We start from the raw sequence: 18,068 nt of genomic DNA on the forward strand, positions 1-18,068 counted from the left end.
GGGTGCTCCGTTCAGGACCGGACCCGCCGGCCGCGCCGGGTCAGCCAGAGCACGCCGGCCGCGCCGCAGAGCAGCACGGTGCCGCCGAGGGTGCCCAGCGCGAGGGCGGAGTCGAGGGGGCCGGTCTGCGGGAGGGCGCCGTCGCCGTCCTCGTCACCGGCGGGGGCGCCGCCTCCGCCGGCGGCGGTGACGTCGAGCTCCAGGGCGGGGCCGGGGCTGTTGCCGGGGGTGCAGGTGGTCGTGGTGCCCATGGCCTTGATGGTCAGCACGCCGGCGGTGAAGGTGACCTTGCCGCTTTTCGCGGGGGTGTAGGTGCCCGAGAGGTCGGTGATCTTGATGGGGGTGTTGGCGGGCGCGGCCTCGGGGTTGGGCGGGCCCGAGACCGGCACGGACGCCTTCTCGGCGCCGCCGACGACGATGACCGCGCTGGGGCTCATCGCCCCCTTGCCCAGCTCGATGGGGCTGGAGGAGACGCCCTTCTGGAAGGACATCGTCAGCTTGTAGCCGTCGCCTTCCTTGACGGCCTTGATGTCGATGGGCGACACCGCCGACTTGTCCCCGATCGGGGTCTTGCAGTCGTAGGCCACGTCGACGACGGCGGCCCGGGCCGCGGGGGCGGCCAGCAGTACCGCCGATCCCGCCAGCGCGGAGGCCAGCGCGAGCGCGGTGGAGCGTTTCCGGTCGGACACCTTCGTCTTCCCCTCGGACCTCGGAACCACAGGTTACTGACGACACATCAGATGGGTGGCTCAAGGTACGCCCGGGGCCTTGCGGAGGGAAGACACGGGGCGGGCCGGAATCGACCGCCCGTCAGTGCACGCGGACACCCCGCTGCCAGACGCCGGAGACGAGCGGGACGCCCGGCCGGTAGGCGAGGTGGACGTGGCTCGGCGCGTCCAGGAGGACCAGGTCGGCGCGGGCCCCGGGGATGAGGGCGCCGAGGTCGGTGCGGCGCAGGGCGCGGGCACCGCCGGCGGTGGCCGACCACAGGGCCTCGTCGGGGGTCATCCGCATGTCGCGGACGGCGAGGGCGATGCAGAACGGCATGGAGCTGGTGTAGGAGGAACCGGGGTTGCAGTCCGTGGACAGGGCTACGGTGGCGCCGGCGTCGAGGAGGCGGCGGGCGTCGGGCCACTGGGCGCGGGTGGAGAACTCGGCGCCGGGCAGCAGGGTGGCGACCGTGGTGCCGGCGGCCTGGGCGAGGGCGTCGACGTCGGCGTCGGTCAGGTGGGTGCAGTGGTCGGCGGAGGCGGCCTCGAGTTCGACGGCGAGCTGGACCCCGGGCCCGTACGAGAGCTGGTTGGCGTGGACGCGCGGGATCAGCCCGGCAGCCGCGCCCGCGGTGAGGATCGCGCGGGCCTGGTCCCCGTCGAAGGCGCCCTTCTCGCAGAAGACGTCGACCCAGCGTGCGTACGGGGCGCAGGCGGTCAGCATCTCGCCGGTGACGAGGTCGACGTAGGCGGCCGGATCCTCGGCGTGATCGGGGGAGACGATGTGCGCGCCGAGGTAGGTGACCTCCTCGGTGTGCGCGGCGGCGATGCGCAGGGCGCGGGCCTCGTCGGCCGTGGTGAGGCCGTAGCCGGACTTGGTCTCGACGGTGGTGGTGCCCTGGCGGCGGGCCTCCTCCAGGTGGCGGACCAGGTTGGCCTCGAGCTCGGCGTCGGTGGCGGCGCGGGTGGCGGCGACGGTGGTGCGGATGCCCCCGGCGGAGTAGGCGCGGCCCGACATCCGGGCGTTGAACTCGGCGGTGCGGTCGCCTGCGAAGACGAGGTGGGAGTGGCTGTCGACGAAGCCGGGGATGACGGCGCGGCCCCGCGCGTCGACCGCGGTGTCGGCGGCGGGGGCCTTGGCGGCGGGGCCGACCCAGGCGATGTGGTCTCCGTCGATGACGACGGCGGCGTCCTCGACGAGGCCGAGGGGGCTGCCGTCGCCGAGGGCGGGGTCGTTGGTGACGAGGCTGCCGATGTTCGTGAGGGCGGTGGTGGTCATGGGTTCCTCTCAGGGCTGCTGGTCCCCCGCCCCGCCCCTTCCCGAAACCGGGGCTCCGCCTCGGACCCCGCGCCTCGAACGCCGGCGGGGCTGAATCCTTCAGCCCGTCCGGGGGTCATCTCCGCGTGGTAGCCGGGGGAGTCTGAGGACCGGGTCCGGGCAGAGCCCGGTTTCGGGAGGGGGCGGGGCGGGGGAAGGCCCGCAGCAGGCGCTGCGGTCAGGTGCGGAGGGCTGCGATGGCGGAGGCGAGGGCGGACGCGACATCCGGGACGAGGGTGTGGGCGCCGTCGCGGACCACGTGGCGGCCGCCCACCACCGTGTGCCGGACATCCGCGGCCGAGGCCGCGAAGACGGCCGTCTCGGCGCCGAGCCGCGGCAGGGGTCCGGCCGTGCGTACGGAGTCCAGCGCGAGCGTGGTGAAGTCCGCGAGCGCGCCCGCCTCCAGGCGTCCCGCGTCGGGCAGCCCGAGGGCGGCGTGGCCGTCCTCGGTGGCGGCGGTGAGCAGGGCGTTCGCCGTCCAGTGGCCCCGCGTACGGCTGCGCAGCCGCTCGTTCAGCTCCATCGCCCGCGCCTCCTCCAGCAGGTCGATGACCGCGTGGCTGTCGCTGCCGAGCGACAGGGGGCTGCCCGCCTGCTGCAGGCGCGTCGCCGGGCCGATGCCGTCGGCCAGGTCGCGTTCCGTGGTGGGGCACATGCACGTGCCGGTGGCGGTGCCGCCGAGCAGGGCGATGTCCGCGTCGGTCAGGTGCGTGTTGTGGACGCCGGTGGTGTGCGGCCCGAGCACGCCGTGGTCGGCGAGGAGCTGCGTCGGGGTGCGGCCGTGCGCCGCCCGGCAGGCGTCGTTCTCGGCGGTCTGCTCGGAGAGGTGGACGTGCAGGGGCGCCCTGCGCTCCCGCGCCAAGGCGGCGACGGTGGCCAGCTGGTCGGCGGGGACGGCGCGCACCGAGTGGATCGCCGCGCCGATCAGCGCGTGCTCGCGGGGTTTCAGCGCGCTCACGCGCTCCGCCCACGCCTCGGCGGTGCCGTCGCAGAAGCGCAGCTGGTGCGGTTCGGGCGCCTGGCCGAAGCCCGCGGACAGGTAGGCGGTGTCGAGGAGGGTGATGCGGATGCCGGCCGCTGCGGCGGCCTCGATCAGGGCCTCGCCCATCGCGTTCGGGTCGGCGTAGGCGGCGCCGCCCGGGGCGTGGTGGACGTAGTGGAACTCGCCGACGTTCGTGATGCCCGCCAGTGCCATCTCGGCGTACACGGCCCGGGCGAGCGCGAAGTAGCGCTCGGGGGTGAGGTTCTGGGCGACCTTGTACATGACGTCGCGCCAGGTCCAGAAGGTGCCGGAGCCCACCTGGACGGTGCCGCGCAAAGCCCGGTGGAAGGCGTGGGAGTGCGCGTTGGCCAGGCCCGGCAGGGTCAGGCCGCGCAGCACCTCCGCGCCCGGCGGCGGGCCGTCCCCGCCCGTGGCCAGCCCGGCGATCCGCCCGTCGGCCGACACCGCCAGGGCCACGCCCGGCTCGACGTGCGTGCCGAGCCAGGCGTGTTCCAGCCAGTACGTCTTCCGCGCGGTCACCGCGAACCCGTCGCGCTGCATGCGAGACCTTCCAGTACGTCGGCGAGGGCGAGGACTCCGGCCACGCAGTCGTCCTCGGCGGCGAACTCCTTCGGGGAGTGGGAGACGCCGGTGGGGTTGCGTACGAACAGCATGGCGGTCGGGACGGCCGCCGAGAGGATTCCGGCGTCGTGTCCCGCCCCGGTGCCGAGGACGGGGACGGCCCCGCCCAGGATGCGGTTCATCTCGTCGCGCAGCGCGTGCTCGAACTCCACGACCGGGGTGAAGGACTCCCGGACGACGGCGAGGTCGATGCCGTCCTGCTCGGCGCGCTCGTGCGCGGCCTTCTCGATGGCGGTGACGACCGTGTCGAGGGTGGCCTGGTCGGCGGCGCGCGAGTCGAGCCAGCCGCGCACCAGGGAGGGGATCGCGTTGACCCCGTTCGGTTCGACCGCGATCTTGCCGAAGGTGGCGACGGCCCCCGCCAGGGCCGCCTCCGTGCGGGCGGCCAGCACGGTCGCCGCGTAGGTGAGCATCGGGTCGCGGCGGTCCGCCAGGCGGGTGGTGCCCGCGTGGTTGGCCTCGCCGTGGAAGTCGAACCGCCAGCGGCCGTGCGGCCAGATCGCGGAGGCGATCCCGACGCGGTCCCCGGACAGGTCCAGGGCGCGGCCCTGCTCCACGTGCAGTTCGACGAACGCGCCGATGCGGGCGAGCCGTTCGGGGTCGGCGCCGATGCCCTGCGGGTCGTATCCGGCGGCCTCCATGGCCTGCGGCAGCCGGATCCCGTCGGCGTCGCGCAGCTCGTACGCCTTCTCCCTGGTCAGTTGCCCGGCGGCGAGCCGGGAGCCGACGCAGGCGAGGCCGAAGCGGGCGCCTTCCTCGTCACCGAAGTTGGTGATGGCAAGGGGCCTGGCGAACTCCGCTCCCCGCCTGCGGAGTTCGTCCAGGGCCGCGAAGGAGGACACCACCCCGAGGGGGCCGTCGAAGGCCCCGCCGTCGGGGACGGAGTCCAGGTGGGAGCCGGTGACCACGGCGTCGCCCGCGAGGGGGTCGCCGAGCCAGGCCCACTGGTTGCCGTTGCGGTCGGTCTCGTACGTCAGTCCGCGCGCCTCGGCCTGCTCCTGGAACCAGGTCCGGCAGTCGGCGTCGGCGCCGGTCCAGGCGTAGCGGCGGTAGCCGCCGCTCCCGCTGTCGCGGCCGATGGGGGCCAGGTCGGCCCACATGGCGTGGAAGGAGGGGGCCTCGCTCACGCCGAGTGCTCCCGCATCGGGACCCGCACGCCGCGTTCGTCGGCCACCGACTCGGCGATGTCGTAGCCGGCGTCGACGTGGCGGATGACGCCCATGCCCGGGTCGTTGGTGAGGACGCGCCGGATCTTCTCGCCCGCCAGCGGCGTGCCGTCGGCGACGGTGACCTGGCCGGCGTGGATCGAGCGGCCCATGCCGACGCCGCCGCCGTGGTGCAGGGAGACCCAGGAGGCACCGGAGGCGACGTTGACCATGGCGTTGAGCAGCGGCCAGTCGGCGATGGCGTCGGAGCCGTCGAGCATGGCCTCGGTCTCGCGGTAGGGGGAGGCCACCGAACCGCAGTCGAGGTGGTCGCGGCCGATGACCAGCGGCGCGGCGAGCGTGCCGTCGGCCACCATCTCGTTGAAGCGCTCGCCGGCCTTGTCGCGCTCGCCGTAGCCGAGCCAGCAGATGCGCGCGGGCAGGCCCTGGAAGTGGACGCGCTCGCCGGCCATCTTGATCCAGCGGTGCAGGGACTCGTTCTCGGGGAACAGCTCCAGCATCGCCTTGTCGGTCTTGTGGATGTCCGAGGCCTCGCCGGACAGGGCGGCCCAGCGGAAGGGGCCCTTGCCCTCGCAGAACAGCGGCCGGATGTAGGCGGGGACGAAGCCGGGGAAGGCGAAGGCCCGGTCGTAGCCGGCCAGCTGGGCCTCGCCGCGGATGGAGTTGCCGTAGTCGAAGACCTCGGCGCCCGCGTCCATGAAGCCGACCATGGCCTCGACGTGCCGGGCCATCGACTCGCGGGCCCGGGTGGTGAAGCCCGCCGGGTCCTTGGCCGCGTAGGAGGCCATGTCCTCGAAGTCGACGCCGACGGGGAGGTAGGCGAGCGGGTCGTGGGCGGAGGTCTGGTCGGTCACGATGTCGATCGGGGCGCCCTCCGCGAGCATCTGCGGGAGCAGCTCGGCGGCGTTGCCGAGGAGGCCGATGGACAGCGGCTTGCGCGCGTCGCGGGCCTCGACGGCCAGCTGGAGGGCGTGGCGCAGGTTGTCGGCCCGCACGTCCAGGTAGCGGTGCTCGATGCGGCGCTCGATGGCGCGCGGGTCGACGTCGACGCAGATCGCCACGCCGTCGTTCATCGTCACGGCGAGCGGCTGGGCGCCGCCCATCCCGCCGAGCCCGGCGGTGAGGGTGATCGTCCCCGCGAGGGTGCCGTCGAACTTCTTGGCGGCGACGGCCGCGAAGGTCTCGTAGGTGCCCTGGAGGATGCCCTGCGTGCCGATGTAGATCCAGGACCCGGCGGTCATCTGGCCGTACATGGTCAGGCCGAGCTGCTCCAGGCGCCGGAACTCCTCCCAGTTGGCCCAGTCGCCGACGAGGTTGGAGTTGGCGAGCAGCACGCGCGGCGCCCACTCGTGGGTCTGCATCACGCCGACCGGGCGGCCGGACTGGACCAGCATCGTCTCGTCCTGCTTGAGGGTCCGCAGGGTGCGGACCATCGCGTCGTACGAGCGCCAGTCGCGGGCGGCCTTGCCGGTGCCGCCGTAGACGACCAGCTTGTCGGGGTGCTCGGCGACCTCGGGGTCCAGGTTGTTCTGGAGCATCCGCAGCGCGGCCTCCTGCTGCCATCCCAGGGCGCTGAGCTCGGTGCCTCGCGCGGCACGTACGGGGCGGGGTCCTGACATGGCGGTGCCTCCTCCGATGTTGGTCGATCCATTCACATCCTGTCGTCCTGAATAGATTCAGTCAACAGCTGCGGGGGGCTCCTTCGGATGATGGGATGGCGAGCATGGCCGCCGACATGGACACGGAAGGCGCCGCCGCGCGCCGCGATCGGGCCGTCCGGGCCGCCGTCGAGCAGGGACTGCTGGACGCCGAGCCGCTGGTCTGCCTGCTGGACACCGCCGGGATCCGCGCCTCGGCGGCGGCCCTGACCGCCGCCTTCGCGGCCGAGCTGCCCCCGGGGACCCCGGTCCTGCACGCCTTCGCGGTCAAGGCCGCCCCGCTCGTCCCCGTGCTGCGGCTGCTGGCCGGCGCCGGCCTCGGCTGCGAGGTGGCCGGCCCCGGCGAGCTGGCGCTGGCCCGGGCGGCCGGGGTGGGGGCTGAGCGGATCGTCCTGGACTCCCCCGCCAAGACGGCGGCCGAACTGCGCGGGGCGCTGGCCCTCGGCGTCGCCGTCAACGCCGACAGCCGCCAGGAGCTGGAGCGGCTCGACGCGCTGGTGGCGGCGGCGCCCACCGCGTCCCCGGTCGGCGTACGGATCAACCCGCAGACCGGGGCGGGCACCATCGACGCCCTGTCCACGGCCACCGCGACCTCGAAGTTCGGGATCGCGCTGCGCGATCCGGGCGCCCGCGCATGGCTGGTGCGGGCGTACCTGGACCGGCCCTGGCTGACCCGGCTGCACGTCCACTCCGGCTCGCAGGGCGTCCCGCTGGCGCTGATCGCCCGAGGCGTGCGCGACCTGCACGCGCTGGCCGAGGAGATCAACGCGGCGGCCGGGCGCCGCCAGGTCGACACCCTCGACATCGGCGGCGGCCTGCCGGTGAACTTCGCCTCGGACGAGCACACCCCGGCGTACGAGGACTACGTCCGCGCGCTGCGCGAGGCCGTGCCCGGCCTCTTCGACGGCTCCTACGGCCTGGTCACGGAGTTCGGCCGGTCCCTGCTGGCCAAGCACGGGCTGGTCCTCGCCCGCGTCGAGTACACGAAGACCACCGGCTCCCGGCCGATCGCCGTCACGCACGCGGGGGTCCAGCTGGCGACCCGCACCGTGTACGCCCCGGCGGCGTGGCCGCTGCGGATCCTGCCCTACGACGCGAAGGGCGCCCCGAAGGGCGGCGCCCCGGTGGCCCAGGACATCGCGGGCCCCGCCTGCTTCGCCGGTGACCTGCTCGCGACGGCCCGCGAGCTGCCGCTGCTCGCGCCGGGCGACCTGATCGGCCTACCGGACACGGGGGCGTACTTCTTCACCGCCCACTACGGCTACAACAGCCTGCCGCGCCCGGCGGTGCACGGCTTCGCCGTCGCTCCGGAGGGCCGGGTGCGCTTCGCGCTCGCCCGGCCGGCGCAGGACCTGTCGGCGATCGTCGCCGAGGCGGGCGGCGGCCTCCGCGAAGCCCTCCTGTAACCGCTGCGCGACGCCGTTGCCGGGGCTCCGCAGGGCTACTCCACGAACAGGCCGCGGGCCGCGGCGCGGGCGTCGAAGGACTCCAGCCGGGCCTGGGCGTCCGGCAGTGCGTCCGCCATCGCCTCCAGCAGCACCCGGCCCAGCAGCATCGGCGCACACGCCGTGTCGAAGGCCAGGCCGGTGCCGACCGGCGCGGGGATCAGCAGGTCCGAGTGGCGGGCCACCGGGGCGAACGCCGAGTCGGCGACCGTCACCACCGTCAGCCCGGCCCGCCGCGAGCGCTCCAGCGCGTCCACGACCTCCCGCGGATGGCGGGGCAGCGCGAAGCAGAGCAGCGCCGAGGCCCCCGCGCCGACGGCGGCGTCGATCCGGTCCTCCAGCATCGAACCGCCCTCGTCGAGCAGCCGCACGTCCGGGTGCACCTTCGCGGCGAAGTACGCGAACCCGCGCGCCTGCGAGGACGCCGCCCGCAGCCCGAGCACCGGGAGCGGGGTGGAGGCGGCCAGCAGCCGGCCCGCCTCCTGGACCGGCGAGGGGTCGGCGAGCATCGCCGCGAGCTGCCGCAGGTTCTCGATCTCCCCCTGCACCGCCTGCTGGTACTCGTTGTACGCGTCCTCCGGCGCCGCCTGCGGCCGCCGCTCGGCGGGGGCCACCTCCCGCAGGTGCCGGCGCAGGGCGGGATAGCCGTCGAAGCCCAGCGCCACCGCGAACCGGGTCACCGAGGGCTGGCTCACCCCGGCCAGCTCGGCCAGTTCGACGCTCGACAGGAAGGGCACCTCCGCCGCGCCGCGCACCATGCAGTGCGCGATGCGCCGCTGGGTCGGCGTCAGCCGGTGCCCCTCGAACAGCTTCTGCAGCCGCGCGGCCGGGCTGTCGCTCATGGCCGTCCCCTCCGTCCCCTGGGTTATTCAGTTACGGAGCACTCTGCATGTGGTTATGCAGCGGAGCAAGCCGCGCCCGGGATGCGGATACGGGGGACAGCCCCCGTGCGAATGCCCGCCGCCCTTCCTACGGTGGGGCCATGGACGCGCATGCCGGAGAGCTGAAGAAGGAACTCGACGCCACCCTGGACGCCCGCCGCGAGCTGGGTCCGGAGTACGAGTCCGCGCTGGTGGACTCCTTCGTCGAGAAGGTCGACACGCAGGTGCGGCGCCGACTGGCGCAGGAGCGCCTGTCCGCGGCGCGCGAGGGCGCCGGCGGCCGCCGCCCGGACCTCGCGGAGGGCAACTTCGGCGAGCGCTTCGGCTTCGCGGTCATCACGCTGGTGCTGGCGATCCCGCTGTCGGCCATCGCCGCCGCGCACGCGCACCTGCCGGGCCTGCTGGTCGCCTGGGGCGGCATCCTCGGCGTGAACTTCCTGCACGCCACGAAGCACTTCCGGCGCAGGTCGGCCGAGTAGGGGCCCCCGGGCGGGAGGGCCGGGAGGGTGGCGCGGGGACCGCCGCACCCCGGGGAGCCCGGGGGCGGGACGACGGCGGTCCCCGCGACGGACACGGGCCGGGTCAGGGCCGTCCGCGTCCGGGGCGTCGACGCGGTCCGGGAGCCGCTCCGGAGGCGCGCAACGCCATCTGTGGTGCGGCCGGAGCGTTACCGCCCCCGCCACGACCACCACTGTGCCGGAGCCGTGTTAAGCCGGTGCTGCCGCGACGTGACGGGCCCGTACCGTTCGTGCGACGTCCCCTTCGGACGCGCCGGTCCCGGCGCGTCCGAAGAACGGGCCGGTCCCGGCGGCGGCCGGTCGGGCTACTTCGCGCCCTTGGCCAGGAACGCCAGCAGGTCCTGGCGGCTGACGACGCCGGTCGGCTTGCCCTCGACCAGCACGATGGCCGCGTCGGCCTCGCCGAGCACCGCCATCAGCTCGGACACCGGCTCGCCGGATCCCACCTGCGGCAGCGGGGCGCTCATGTGCTTCTCCAGCGGGTCGTTCAGCGAGGCCCGCTGCGCGAACAGCGCCGCGAGGAGCTCCTTCTCGACCACGGACCCGATGACCTCGGCGGCCATCACGTCCGGGTGGCCCGCGCCCGGCTTGACAATCGGCATCTGCGAGACGCCGTACTCGCGCAGGACCTCGATGGCCTCGCCGACGGTCTCCTCGGGGTGCATGTGGACGAGGGAGGGGATGCCGCCCTCCTTGTCGCTGAGCACGTCGCCGATGCGCGCGGAGGGCCCGGCCTCCTCCAGGAAGCCGTGCCCGGCCATCCACTCGTCGCTGAAGATCTTGCTCATGTAGCCGCGGCCGCTGTCCGGCAGCAGGACGACGACCACGTCGTCCGGCCCGAGGCCCTCGGCGGCCCGCAGCGCGGCCACGACCGCCATGCCGCAGGACCCGCCGACCAGCAGGCCCTCCTCCTTCGCGAGGCGGCGGGTCATCTGGAAGGAGTCCTTGTCGGACACCGCGATGATCTCGTCCGTCACGTCGCGGTCGTACGCGGTCGGCCAGAAGTCCTCGCCGACGCCCTCGACCAGGTACGGGCGGCCCGAGCCGCCGGAGTACACCGAGCCCTCGGGGTCGGCGCCGATGACCCTGACCTTCCCGCCGCTGACCTCCTTGAGGTAGTTGCCCGTACCGGAGACCGTGCCGCCCGTACCGACGCCCGCGACGAAATGGGTGATCTTCCCGTCCGTCTGCTCCCACAGCTCGGGACCGGTGGTCTCGTAGTGCGAACGCGGGTTGTTCGGGTTGCTGTACTGGTCGGGCTTCCAGGCACCGGGGGTCTCGCGCACGAGCCGGTCGGACACGTTGTAGTACGAGTCCGGGTGCTCGGGATCGACGGCGGTCGGGCAGACCACGACCTCGGCGCCGTAGGCGCGCAGGACGTTGATCTTGTCCAGGGAGACCTTGTCCGGGCAGACGAAGATGCACTTGTAGCCCTTTTGCTGGGCCACGATGGCGAGTCCTACACCCGTGTTGCCGCTGGTCGGCTCAACGATGGTGCCACCGGGCTTGAGCGCTCCGCTCTGCTCGGCGGCCTCGATCATCCGGACGGCGATCCGGTCCTTCACGGAACCGCCGGGGTTGAAGTACTCGACCTTCGCAAGGACGGTGGCCCGGAGGCCTTCGGTCACACGGTTGAGCTTCACCAGCGGGGTGTTGCCGACGAGGCTGATCATCGAGTCGTGGAATTGCACCATGTTCTCCAAGGAGGGGACTCCACGGGTTCTCCGGGAGGCATGGCCAGAGTATGCGGAAAGGGATTGGCCGACCGTCCGTACGGGGCAGGAAGGTCAACAGGAGCGGGTAGGGAAGCGAGGTGGCCTGAAGGGTGTCAAGGGCGAGGACGGCCCGCCGGATCGCGGCGGGGGCAGCGTACGGCGGGGGCGGCCTCGGGCTGGTCGGGGTCGCCACGGTGGGCCTGGTGCTGGCGGAGATGCAGTTCGCCAAGCGGACGGTGGGCTCCGGGCTGCCGGACCCGCCGCGTGCCGACGGGCTGTACGGCAGCGAGTTCGGCGGCCCCGGGCCCGACCCGGGCCCGCTGCGCCTGGGCATGCTGGGCGACTCCACGGCGGCGGGTCTCGGCGTACGGCGGGCCCGGCAGACCCCGGCGGCGCTGCTGGCCTCGGGCCTGGCGGCCGTGGCGGAGCGGCCCGTCGAGCTGCGCAACGTGGCCGTCTCGGGGGCCATGTCCGACGACCTCGACCGGCAGGTGGACCTGCTGCTGGACGGACCGGCCGGTGAGGGCGCGCCCGCCCCGGACGTGTGCGTGATCATGATCGGCGCGAACGACGTGACCCGGCGGATGCCGCCGACCCAGTCGGTGCGCTGCCTCACCTCCGCCGTGCGGCGGCTGCGTCTCGCGGGCGCCGAGGTCGTCGTCGGCACCTGCCCCGACCTGGGCACGATCGAGCCGGTGTACCAGCCGCTGCGCTGGATGGCCCGGCGGGTCTCGCGCCAGCTGGCCGCCGCCCAGACGATAGGAGTGGTCGCGCTGGGCGCCCGTACGGTCTCGATGGGAGATCTGCTGGGCCCCGAGTTCGCCGCGAACCCGCGGGAGATGTTCGGCCCCGACTCCTACCACCCGTCGGCGGAGGGGTACGCGACCGCCGCCATGGCCGTGCTGCCGACGCTGTGCGCGGCGCTCGGGCTGTGGCCGGAGTCCGACCGGCTGGACGTGTCCCGGGACGAGGACATGCTGCTGGTGGCCAAGGCCGCGTCGGCCGCGGCGGGGCAGGCCGGTACGGAGGTCACCCCGGCGCGCGGCCCCTGGGCACTGCTCAAGCACCGGCGCCGGCGGCGGCTGCCGGTCGAGGGGCTCCCGGCGTCGGCCACCACGCCCGCCACGGGCGTCTCGGGCGTCTCGGGCGTCTCGGGCGTCTCGGGCCCGGTCTGAGGCGGTCAGGGGCTGTGGGGGGCGCCGTCCCGGTCCGAGGCGGTCGGAGGCCGCCGTGCGCCGCCCGGGCCCGGTCGGAGTTTGCGGGGCGGGCGAGGGGGGCAGGGCCAGATCAGCGGTGGCCGTCCGTGCACGTGCGGCGCGATGCGGGACGGCGCGTGCCCGGTGCCCGTGAGGGCCGGTGCCGGTGGGCGCGGGGACGGGCGGTGCGTGCGGGACGGCCGGCGTGTGCGGGACGGCCGGCGTGTGCGGGAGCGACCGGTATCACACGCCCCGCCCGGTGAATTCGACCGTACGGGGCGGTAACTTCGCATCCGGTCCCGCAACGACGCACCCCCTTGGAGCCCCGATGCCCGAAGCCGTCATCGTTTCCACCGCCCGGTCGCCCATCGGTCGCGCCGGCAAGGGCTCGCTCAAGGACGTCCGTCCGGACGACCTGACCGCGACGATCATCCAGGCCGCGCTGGCCAAGGTCCCCGAGTTGGACCCGCGGGACATCGACGACCTGATGCTGGGCTGCGGCCTGCCGGGCGGCGAGCAGGGCCACAACCTGGCCCGGATCGTGGCCGTGCAGATGGGCATGGACTTCCTGCCCGGCGCGACGATCACCCGCTACTGCTCCTCCTCGCTGCAGACCTCCCGGATGGCGCTGCACGCCATCAAGGCGGGCGAGGGCGACGTCTTCATCTCCGCGGGCGTGGAGATGGTCTCCCGGTTCGCCAAGGGCTCCTCGGACGGCATGCCGGACACCCACAACCCGCTCTTCGCGGAGGCGGAGGCCCGCACGGCCGCCGTCGCCCAGAGCGAGGGGACGTCCTGGCACGACCCGCGCGAGGACGGGCTGGTCCCCGACGCGTACATCGGCATGGGGCAGACCGCGGAGAACCTGGCCCGTCTGAAGGGCGTGACCCGCCAGGACATGGACGAGTTCGGCGTCCGCTCGCAGAACCTGGCCGAGGCCGCCATCAAGAACGGCTTCTGGGAGCGGGAGATCACCCCGGTCACGACCCCGGACGGCACGGTCGTCTCCGCCGACGACGGCCCGCGCGCCGGCGTGACCCTGGAGGGCGTCTCCGGGCTCAAGCCCGTCTTCCGCCCCGACGGCCTGGTCACGGCCGCCAACTGCTGCCCGCTCAACGACGGCGCCGCGGCGCTGGTCATCATGAGCGACACCAAGGCGCGGGAGCTGGGGCTGACCCCGCTGGCCCGGATCGTCTCCACCGGCGTCACCGGCCTCTCCCCCGAGATCATGGGCCTGGGCCCCGTCGAGGCGTCGAAGCAGGCCCTGAAGCGGGCCGGTCTGACGGTCGGCGACATCGACCTGTTCGAGATCAACGAGGCGTTCGCGGCGCAGGTCATCCCGTCCTACCGGGACCTGGAGATCCCGCTGGACAAGCTGAACGTCAACGGCGGGGCCATCGCCATCGGTCACCCGTTCGGGATGACGGGTGCCCGCATCACCGGCACCCTGATCAACAGCCTGCAGTTCCACGACAAGCAGTTCGGCCTCGAGACGATGTGCGTGGGCGGCGGGCAGGGCATGGCCATGGTCATCGAGCGGCTGAGCTGAGCCGGAGCGGAGGGTAGGGGTCGCCCCGAGGAACGAGGGGCGGCACCTGCCCGCAGCGGTGGCGAAGATCAGCGCGACCACCAGAAGCGAACGTTTGAACTGCGTCGCGCCCGGTGCGCCGCACGGGATTCTTCTTGATCTCTTGCCGCGTACCGGCCCCGTTTCGAACCCTGTCGCGGCCGACCTGTGACCGAATCTCCCCCAGGATGTGACCTATCTCTTGGGGGATCGGCATTTCTGCAGGTCAGACGATATGCGGACTACCGCTTCGGGACGAAAGCCCTGTCCAATTCATGACGTAATGCACTGCATGCCATTCCCAGGGGAGGTCAAGCTGATGTAGGAAGTCGGGGGATCGAATCAACCAGGAGTTAGTCAGTGAGCGCCATGTCTCTTGCCCTGCTGCTGACCACGGCCGCTGCCACGGCCGTGGGCGCTGCTGCGCTGCACGCCGTCCACGGTCTGCGTAAGCAGGTAACGGCCCTGCGCGGCGAGCTGGCCGTGCCGGTCCACCCGCGCGGTGCGACCGTGCCGCACGCCCGCAGCTCCCTGCAGTCGCCCGCCGCCGAGATACGGGCCGCCGTCGCCGAGGCCCTCGCCGAGGAGCGCGAGCGCGAGCTGGCCGAGGCGCGCGCCTTCTGGGCCGCCCAGGAGGCCCGCGACGCCGCCGACGCCACGCCGCGCCTCGCCGGCGACGCGCCCGGCGCCCTGCTGGGCGGTCTGCCGGGCCTCGGGGAGGACGGGCCGGTCTTCCTGCCCCGCCAGGCCGACCTGGTGGGCCTGGAGCCCGTGCTGGGCGAGGAGGCGGTCGAGGAGTACCCGGAGGATTCGGCCGAGCTGGCCGCCGCGCGCCGGCGCCACCCCTCGCACCCCGACTTCGTACCGGTCCAGTCGCACCCCGGCGCGGACCACGAGCGCACCGTCAACCGCCTCGAGGAGCTCGCGGAGGCCCGGACCGCCCTCGCGGACGTCCGCCCCGGCCCGCTGGGCACCCTGGACGTGTACGTCTTCACCGACGGCACCACGCTGTGCATGACCCCGGGGCACCGGGAGACCGCGGAGCGGCTCGCCGAGGCCCTGCGTTCGGGCACCGCGCCGGTGCTGCTGGGCGGCTCGGGCATCTCCGGCGCCTATGCGCTCACCTTCTCCTGCGGTGACGCGGAGGACCCGGACAGCAACGTCTACATCCTCGCGGACCGCGTCATCGCATCGCTCTGACCTCGGCCCCCTCCACCAGTCGCACGGCCTCGTCCAGCATCGCGGACGGGGCCTTCGCGCCGTCCGGCTCCGGAACGCGGCGCAGCGCCTCGGCGAGGTCGCGGCCGGCCACCGCCACCTGGTCCCCGACGACGAAGATCCCCGCGTCGGGCATCTCCCGCGGCGGCAGCCCCTCCAGGGCCCGCGCCCGCGCGGCGAGCTCGCGGGCCAGTTCCAGCGCCGCGGCCGCGGCTCCCTGCTGGAGGCGGCTCTGCGGTGCGGCCCGCAGCCGGTCGGCGAAACGTTCCACGACGGCGCTCAGGGGCGAAGTATCAAGCACCCGGCCGACCTTACGCGCCGTCCCGGCACCATTGCCAACGGGCGAACTCTCCGGCACGGTGACGTGAAGGGAACAGCACGGCAACCCCTCCGGAGGCGCCCATGTCCGTAGAGTTCTCCGAGCAGACACACCGCAACATGATCGACAGAATCCCCCAGGCCACCGGTCGTGCGCTCTCCGACTGGCTCCGCACCGTCGACGAGGGCCCCTCGCTCGTCCGGTTCGAGGAGAAGGTGAGCTGGCTGCGCGGCGCGCACGAGCTGTCCTACGGCCAGGCCAAGGCGATCATCCACGAGTACGACCTGCGCAGAGCCGCCCGCCGCTTCGGCTGAGTCCCGCCACGATCCCCGTCCCCCCGCGAACGCGGGAAGGCCCCGCGAGCTGCTGCTCGCGGGGCCTTCCCCCTGCTGTGGACGGCGGGCCCGGAAGGCCGCCGGTCCTCCTAGTCGTCGCCCGAGAGGATCTGGAAGATGCGGAGCATCTCCAGGTAGATCCACACCAGGGTCATGGTCAGGCCGAAGGCGGCCAGCCATGCCTCCTCGCGCGGGGCGCCGTACGCCAGCCCGTCCTCGACCTGCTTGAAGTCGAGGGCGAGGAAGCACGCGCCGAGGATGACGCCGAGGGCGCCGAACAGCAGGCCGAGGCCGCCGCTGCGGAAGCCGAGGCCGTCACCGCCGCCGAAGAGGGCGAACAGCGAGTTGGCGACCATGAGCAGGATGAAGCCCATGGCGGCGGCCATCACGAAGCCGGCGAAGCGCCGGTTGACCCGGATCCAGCCCATCTTGTAGGCGAGGAGCACGGCGGCGAAGACGCACATCGTGCCCATCACGGCCTGGATGACGACACCCGGGCTCAGATAGGTGCTGGTGGCCGCGCTGATGACGCCGAGGAAGACGCCCTCGAGCGCCGCGTATCCCAGGATCAGGGCCGGGACCGGCTTGCGCTTGAAGGACTGCACCATGGCCAGGACGAACGCGACGAGTGCGGCGCCGATGCCGATGGCGTACGACTTGCTCAGGTTGGCCGGGTCGACCGGCAGCAGGATCCACGACAGGGTCGCCGTCACGATGAGCGTGCCGAGCGTCATGCCCGTGCGGCTCACGACGTCGTCCATGGTCATCGCGTTGGCGCGGACCGCTGCCTGGGGCATCCCCGTGGCGGGGTCGGTCGCGTACGGGTTCGTCGCATACGGGTTGGTCGCGGTCCCGGCCTGCTGGTGCTGCGCGTCAAACCCCGCGTAGCCGCCGTTGTCGCGGCTGAACCCCCGTCGCGAGAAGACCGGGTTACTGCTCCTCATCTCACTCCTCCGTGGCCACCGGGCGCGGCCTTGCATCAAGAGTAATGCGCTCGCAAAGAAAGCACCCTACTGCTGGAGGAGGATCTTAGGAGAAGGCGCGGCGAAGCGCAGGGGATAAGGGGACCGCCCCTCGCCACCTACGGAGTGCCCGGAGCCGGACTTGAACCGGCACGGCCCGAGGGCCAGCGAGGTTTAAGCTCGCCGTGTCTGCATTCCACCATCCGGGCAGGGCGTGGCGGCCCCCGTGGAAAAGCCTTGAACGCTCGGCCGAGCCTATCCGGAACGCCCCGGTCGCCAACGGGGCCTCAATCCGATGTTGTCTTATTTTATTGGCGCTTGAGGGGTCGTCAGACCTCAGAACGCGCGGTGGGCCCCTTCTGGCGACGATCACGCCCGAACCGGGAATGACGGGATTTCGACGGCCCGCCGCGGCTCCGCGCCACCCCGCGCGCCACCCGCTGCGCCACCCCGCGCCTCCGTCGGTCGTCAGGGCCCTGTCATACCAGAGGAGGAGGCGGACGGGCCGCCGGTAAGACTCCAGTGGGCCCGGGAACGGTCACCGCGGCTGATCCGCCGCGGGGGTGGCCGCGGCGACGATGGGAGCGTCCCGCAGACGTGCGGACCGAAACCGGTCCGCACACCCCCCGCCCCGACAGGAGTCGCATCCGTGACCACCACGAACTACGCCCCGCACACCACCCAGGCCGTGGCCGCCCGCGCCACCGGCCTCTCGAAGGTGTACGGCCAGGGCGAGACCCAGGTGGTCGCCCTCGACAACGTCTCCGTCGACTTCGCGCAGGGCCGGTTCACCGCGATCATGGGCCCCTCGGGTTCGGGCAAGTCCACGCTGATGCACTGCGTCGCCGGCCTGGACACCTTCTCCGCCGGGTCCGTGCGCATCGGCGACACCGAGCTCGGCTCCCTGAAGGACAAGCAGCTCACGCAGCTGCGCCGGGACAAGATCGGCTTCATCTTCCAGGCCTTCAACCTGCTGCCCACCCTGACGGCCCTGGAGAACATCACGCTCCCCATGGACATCGCCGGCCGCAAGCCCGACAAGCAGTGGCTGGACACGGTGATCGGGATGGTCGGCCTCTCCGAGCGCCTCTCCCACCGACCCACCCAGCTCTCCGGCGGCCAGCAGCAGCGCGTGGCCGTCGCCCGCGCCCTGGCCTCCCGCCCCGAGATCATCTTCGGCGACGAGCCGACCGGCAACCTCGACTCCCGCTCCGGAGCCGAGGTCCTGGGCTTCCTGCGCAACTCGGTCCGCGAGCTCGGCCAGACCGTCGTGATGGTCACCCACGACCCGGTCGCCGCCTCCTACGCGGACCGCGTCCTCTTCCTCGCCGACGGCCGCGTCGTCGACGAGATGGCCGGCCCCACGGCGGAGGGCGTCCTGGACCGCATGAAGGCCTTCGACGCCAAGGGCCGCACCAGCTGACCGGGTCCCTCCC

At 73.3% G+C, this 18,068-nt stretch carries 16 protein-coding genes and 1 tRNA gene; 7 read left to right on the forward strand and 10 right to left on the reverse strand.

The genetic code is table 11. The features are described 5' to 3' along the window. Positions 1-11: 11 nt before the first annotated feature. The 5 genes from AC07FY_RS16490 to hutU all read right to left on the reverse strand — a co-directional run bounded on the left by AC07FY_RS16490 (position 12) and on the right by hutU (position 6,437). Positions 12-689: a peptidase gene (locus tag AC07FY_RS16490; protein WP_479006464.1), complete on the reverse strand. Its 678-nt coding sequence runs from the start codon at positions 687-689 to the stop codon at positions 12-14. Between the two features lie 121 nt (positions 690-810). Further along, the gene (gene hutI, locus AC07FY_RS16495) at positions 811-1,989 is read right to left on the reverse strand and encodes an imidazolonepropionase (RefSeq protein WP_479006467.1); all 1,179 of its coding nucleotides are present in this window, start codon (positions 1,987-1,989) and stop codon (positions 811-813) included. Positions 1,990-2,206: 217 nt separating this feature from the next. Continuing rightward, positions 2,207-3,571 carry a formimidoylglutamate deiminase gene (locus AC07FY_RS16500; RefSeq protein ID WP_479006470.1) on the reverse strand — a complete coding sequence of 455 codons (1,365 nt, stop codon included), beginning with the start codon at positions 3,569-3,571 and terminating at the stop codon, positions 2,207-2,209. Beyond that, positions 3,547-4,752 carry an allantoate amidohydrolase gene (locus AC07FY_RS16505; protein WP_479007063.1) on the reverse strand — a complete coding sequence of 402 codons (1,206 nt, stop codon included), beginning with the start codon at positions 4,750-4,752 and terminating at the stop codon, positions 3,547-3,549. The genes AC07FY_RS16500 and AC07FY_RS16505 overlap by 25 nt, the downstream gene beginning before the upstream one ends. A gap of 23 nt (positions 4,753-4,775) precedes the next feature. Next, entirely contained in the window at positions 4,776-6,437 is a 1,662-nt protein-coding gene (hutU, locus tag AC07FY_RS16510; protein ID WP_479006473.1) for a urocanate hydratase, read from the reverse strand. Between the two features lie 104 nt (positions 6,438-6,541). Here hutU and AC07FY_RS16515 point away from each other — a divergent pair, with 104 nt between their 5' ends. Then, entirely contained in the window at positions 6,542-7,882 is a 1,341-nt protein-coding gene (locus AC07FY_RS16515) for a type III PLP-dependent enzyme domain-containing protein (protein WP_479007066.1), read from the forward strand. A gap of 35 nt (positions 7,883-7,917) precedes the next feature. Here the strand turns inward: AC07FY_RS16515 and AC07FY_RS16520 are convergent, their stop codons facing one another. After that, positions 7,918-8,763 (reverse strand): MurR/RpiR family transcriptional regulator, encoded by an 846-nt coding sequence (locus tag AC07FY_RS16520; protein ID WP_479006476.1) that lies wholly within the window; start codon positions 8,761-8,763, stop codon positions 7,918-7,920. Between the two features lie 140 nt (positions 8,764-8,903). Between AC07FY_RS16520 and AC07FY_RS16525 the strand changes: the two genes are divergently transcribed. Next, a complete protein-coding gene (locus tag AC07FY_RS16525; RefSeq protein ID WP_479006479.1) occupies positions 8,904-9,281 on the forward strand; it encodes a hypothetical protein in 378 nt (125 codons plus the stop codon). 344 nt (positions 9,282-9,625) lie between these two features. Here AC07FY_RS16525 and AC07FY_RS16530 read toward each other — a convergent pair whose 3' ends face one another. Continuing rightward, a complete protein-coding gene (locus AC07FY_RS16530) occupies positions 9,626-11,011 on the reverse strand; it encodes a cystathionine beta-synthase (RefSeq protein ID WP_479007068.1) in 1,386 nt (461 codons plus the stop codon). 134 nt (positions 11,012-11,145) lie between these two features. Between AC07FY_RS16530 and AC07FY_RS16535 the strand changes: the two genes are divergently transcribed. The 3 genes from AC07FY_RS16535 to AC07FY_RS16545 all read left to right on the forward strand — a co-directional run bounded on the left by AC07FY_RS16535 (position 11,146) and on the right by AC07FY_RS16545 (position 14,998). Continuing rightward, a complete protein-coding gene (locus tag AC07FY_RS16535; RefSeq protein WP_479006482.1) occupies positions 11,146-12,210 on the forward strand; it encodes an SGNH/GDSL hydrolase family protein in 1,065 nt (354 codons plus the stop codon). Positions 12,211-12,559: 349 nt separating this feature from the next. Then, complete coding sequence (locus AC07FY_RS16540; RefSeq protein WP_479006485.1) at positions 12,560-13,780, forward strand: acetyl-CoA C-acetyltransferase; 1,221 nt, start codon at positions 12,560-12,562, stop codon at positions 13,778-13,780. 387 nt (positions 13,781-14,167) lie between these two features. Continuing rightward, complete coding sequence (locus AC07FY_RS16545; protein ID WP_479007070.1) at positions 14,168-14,998, forward strand: hypothetical protein; 831 nt, start codon at positions 14,168-14,170, stop codon at positions 14,996-14,998. Here the strand turns inward: AC07FY_RS16545 and AC07FY_RS16550 are convergent. Beyond that, entirely contained in the window at positions 14,982-15,317 is a 336-nt protein-coding gene (locus AC07FY_RS16550; RefSeq protein ID WP_479006487.1) for a hypothetical protein, read from the reverse strand. The two genes, AC07FY_RS16545 and AC07FY_RS16550, sit on opposite strands and share 17 nt — an antisense overlap. 101 nt (positions 15,318-15,418) lie before the next feature. On the opposite strand from AC07FY_RS16550, the gene AC07FY_RS16555 reads away from it, so the two are divergent. Continuing rightward, on the forward strand, positions 15,419-15,649 hold the full coding sequence (locus AC07FY_RS16555; protein WP_479006490.1) for a DUF4287 domain-containing protein: 231 nt from the start codon (positions 15,419-15,421) through the stop codon (positions 15,647-15,649). 110 nt (positions 15,650-15,759) lie between these two features. On the opposite strand, the gene AC07FY_RS16560 is transcribed toward AC07FY_RS16555, so the two are convergent. Together AC07FY_RS16560 and AC07FY_RS16565 are read right to left on the reverse strand one after the other, a co-directional pair. Further along, positions 15,760-16,614, reverse strand: coding sequence for a Bax inhibitor-1/YccA family protein (locus AC07FY_RS16560; protein WP_479006493.1), 855 nt, complete (start codon positions 16,612-16,614; stop codon positions 15,760-15,762). Between the two features lie 145 nt (positions 16,615-16,759). Continuing rightward, positions 16,760-16,841: transfer RNA gene (locus AC07FY_RS16565), tRNA-Leu, on the reverse strand. Between the two features lie 440 nt (positions 16,842-17,281). Between AC07FY_RS16565 and AC07FY_RS16570 the strand changes: the two genes are divergently transcribed. After that, entirely contained in the window at positions 17,282-18,055 is a 774-nt protein-coding gene (locus AC07FY_RS16570; protein WP_479006496.1) for an ABC transporter ATP-binding protein, read from the forward strand. Positions 18,056-18,068: the final 13 nt, after the last annotated feature.

The sequence above is a fragment of the Streptomyces sp. NPDC045967 genome (assembly GCF_056430495.1).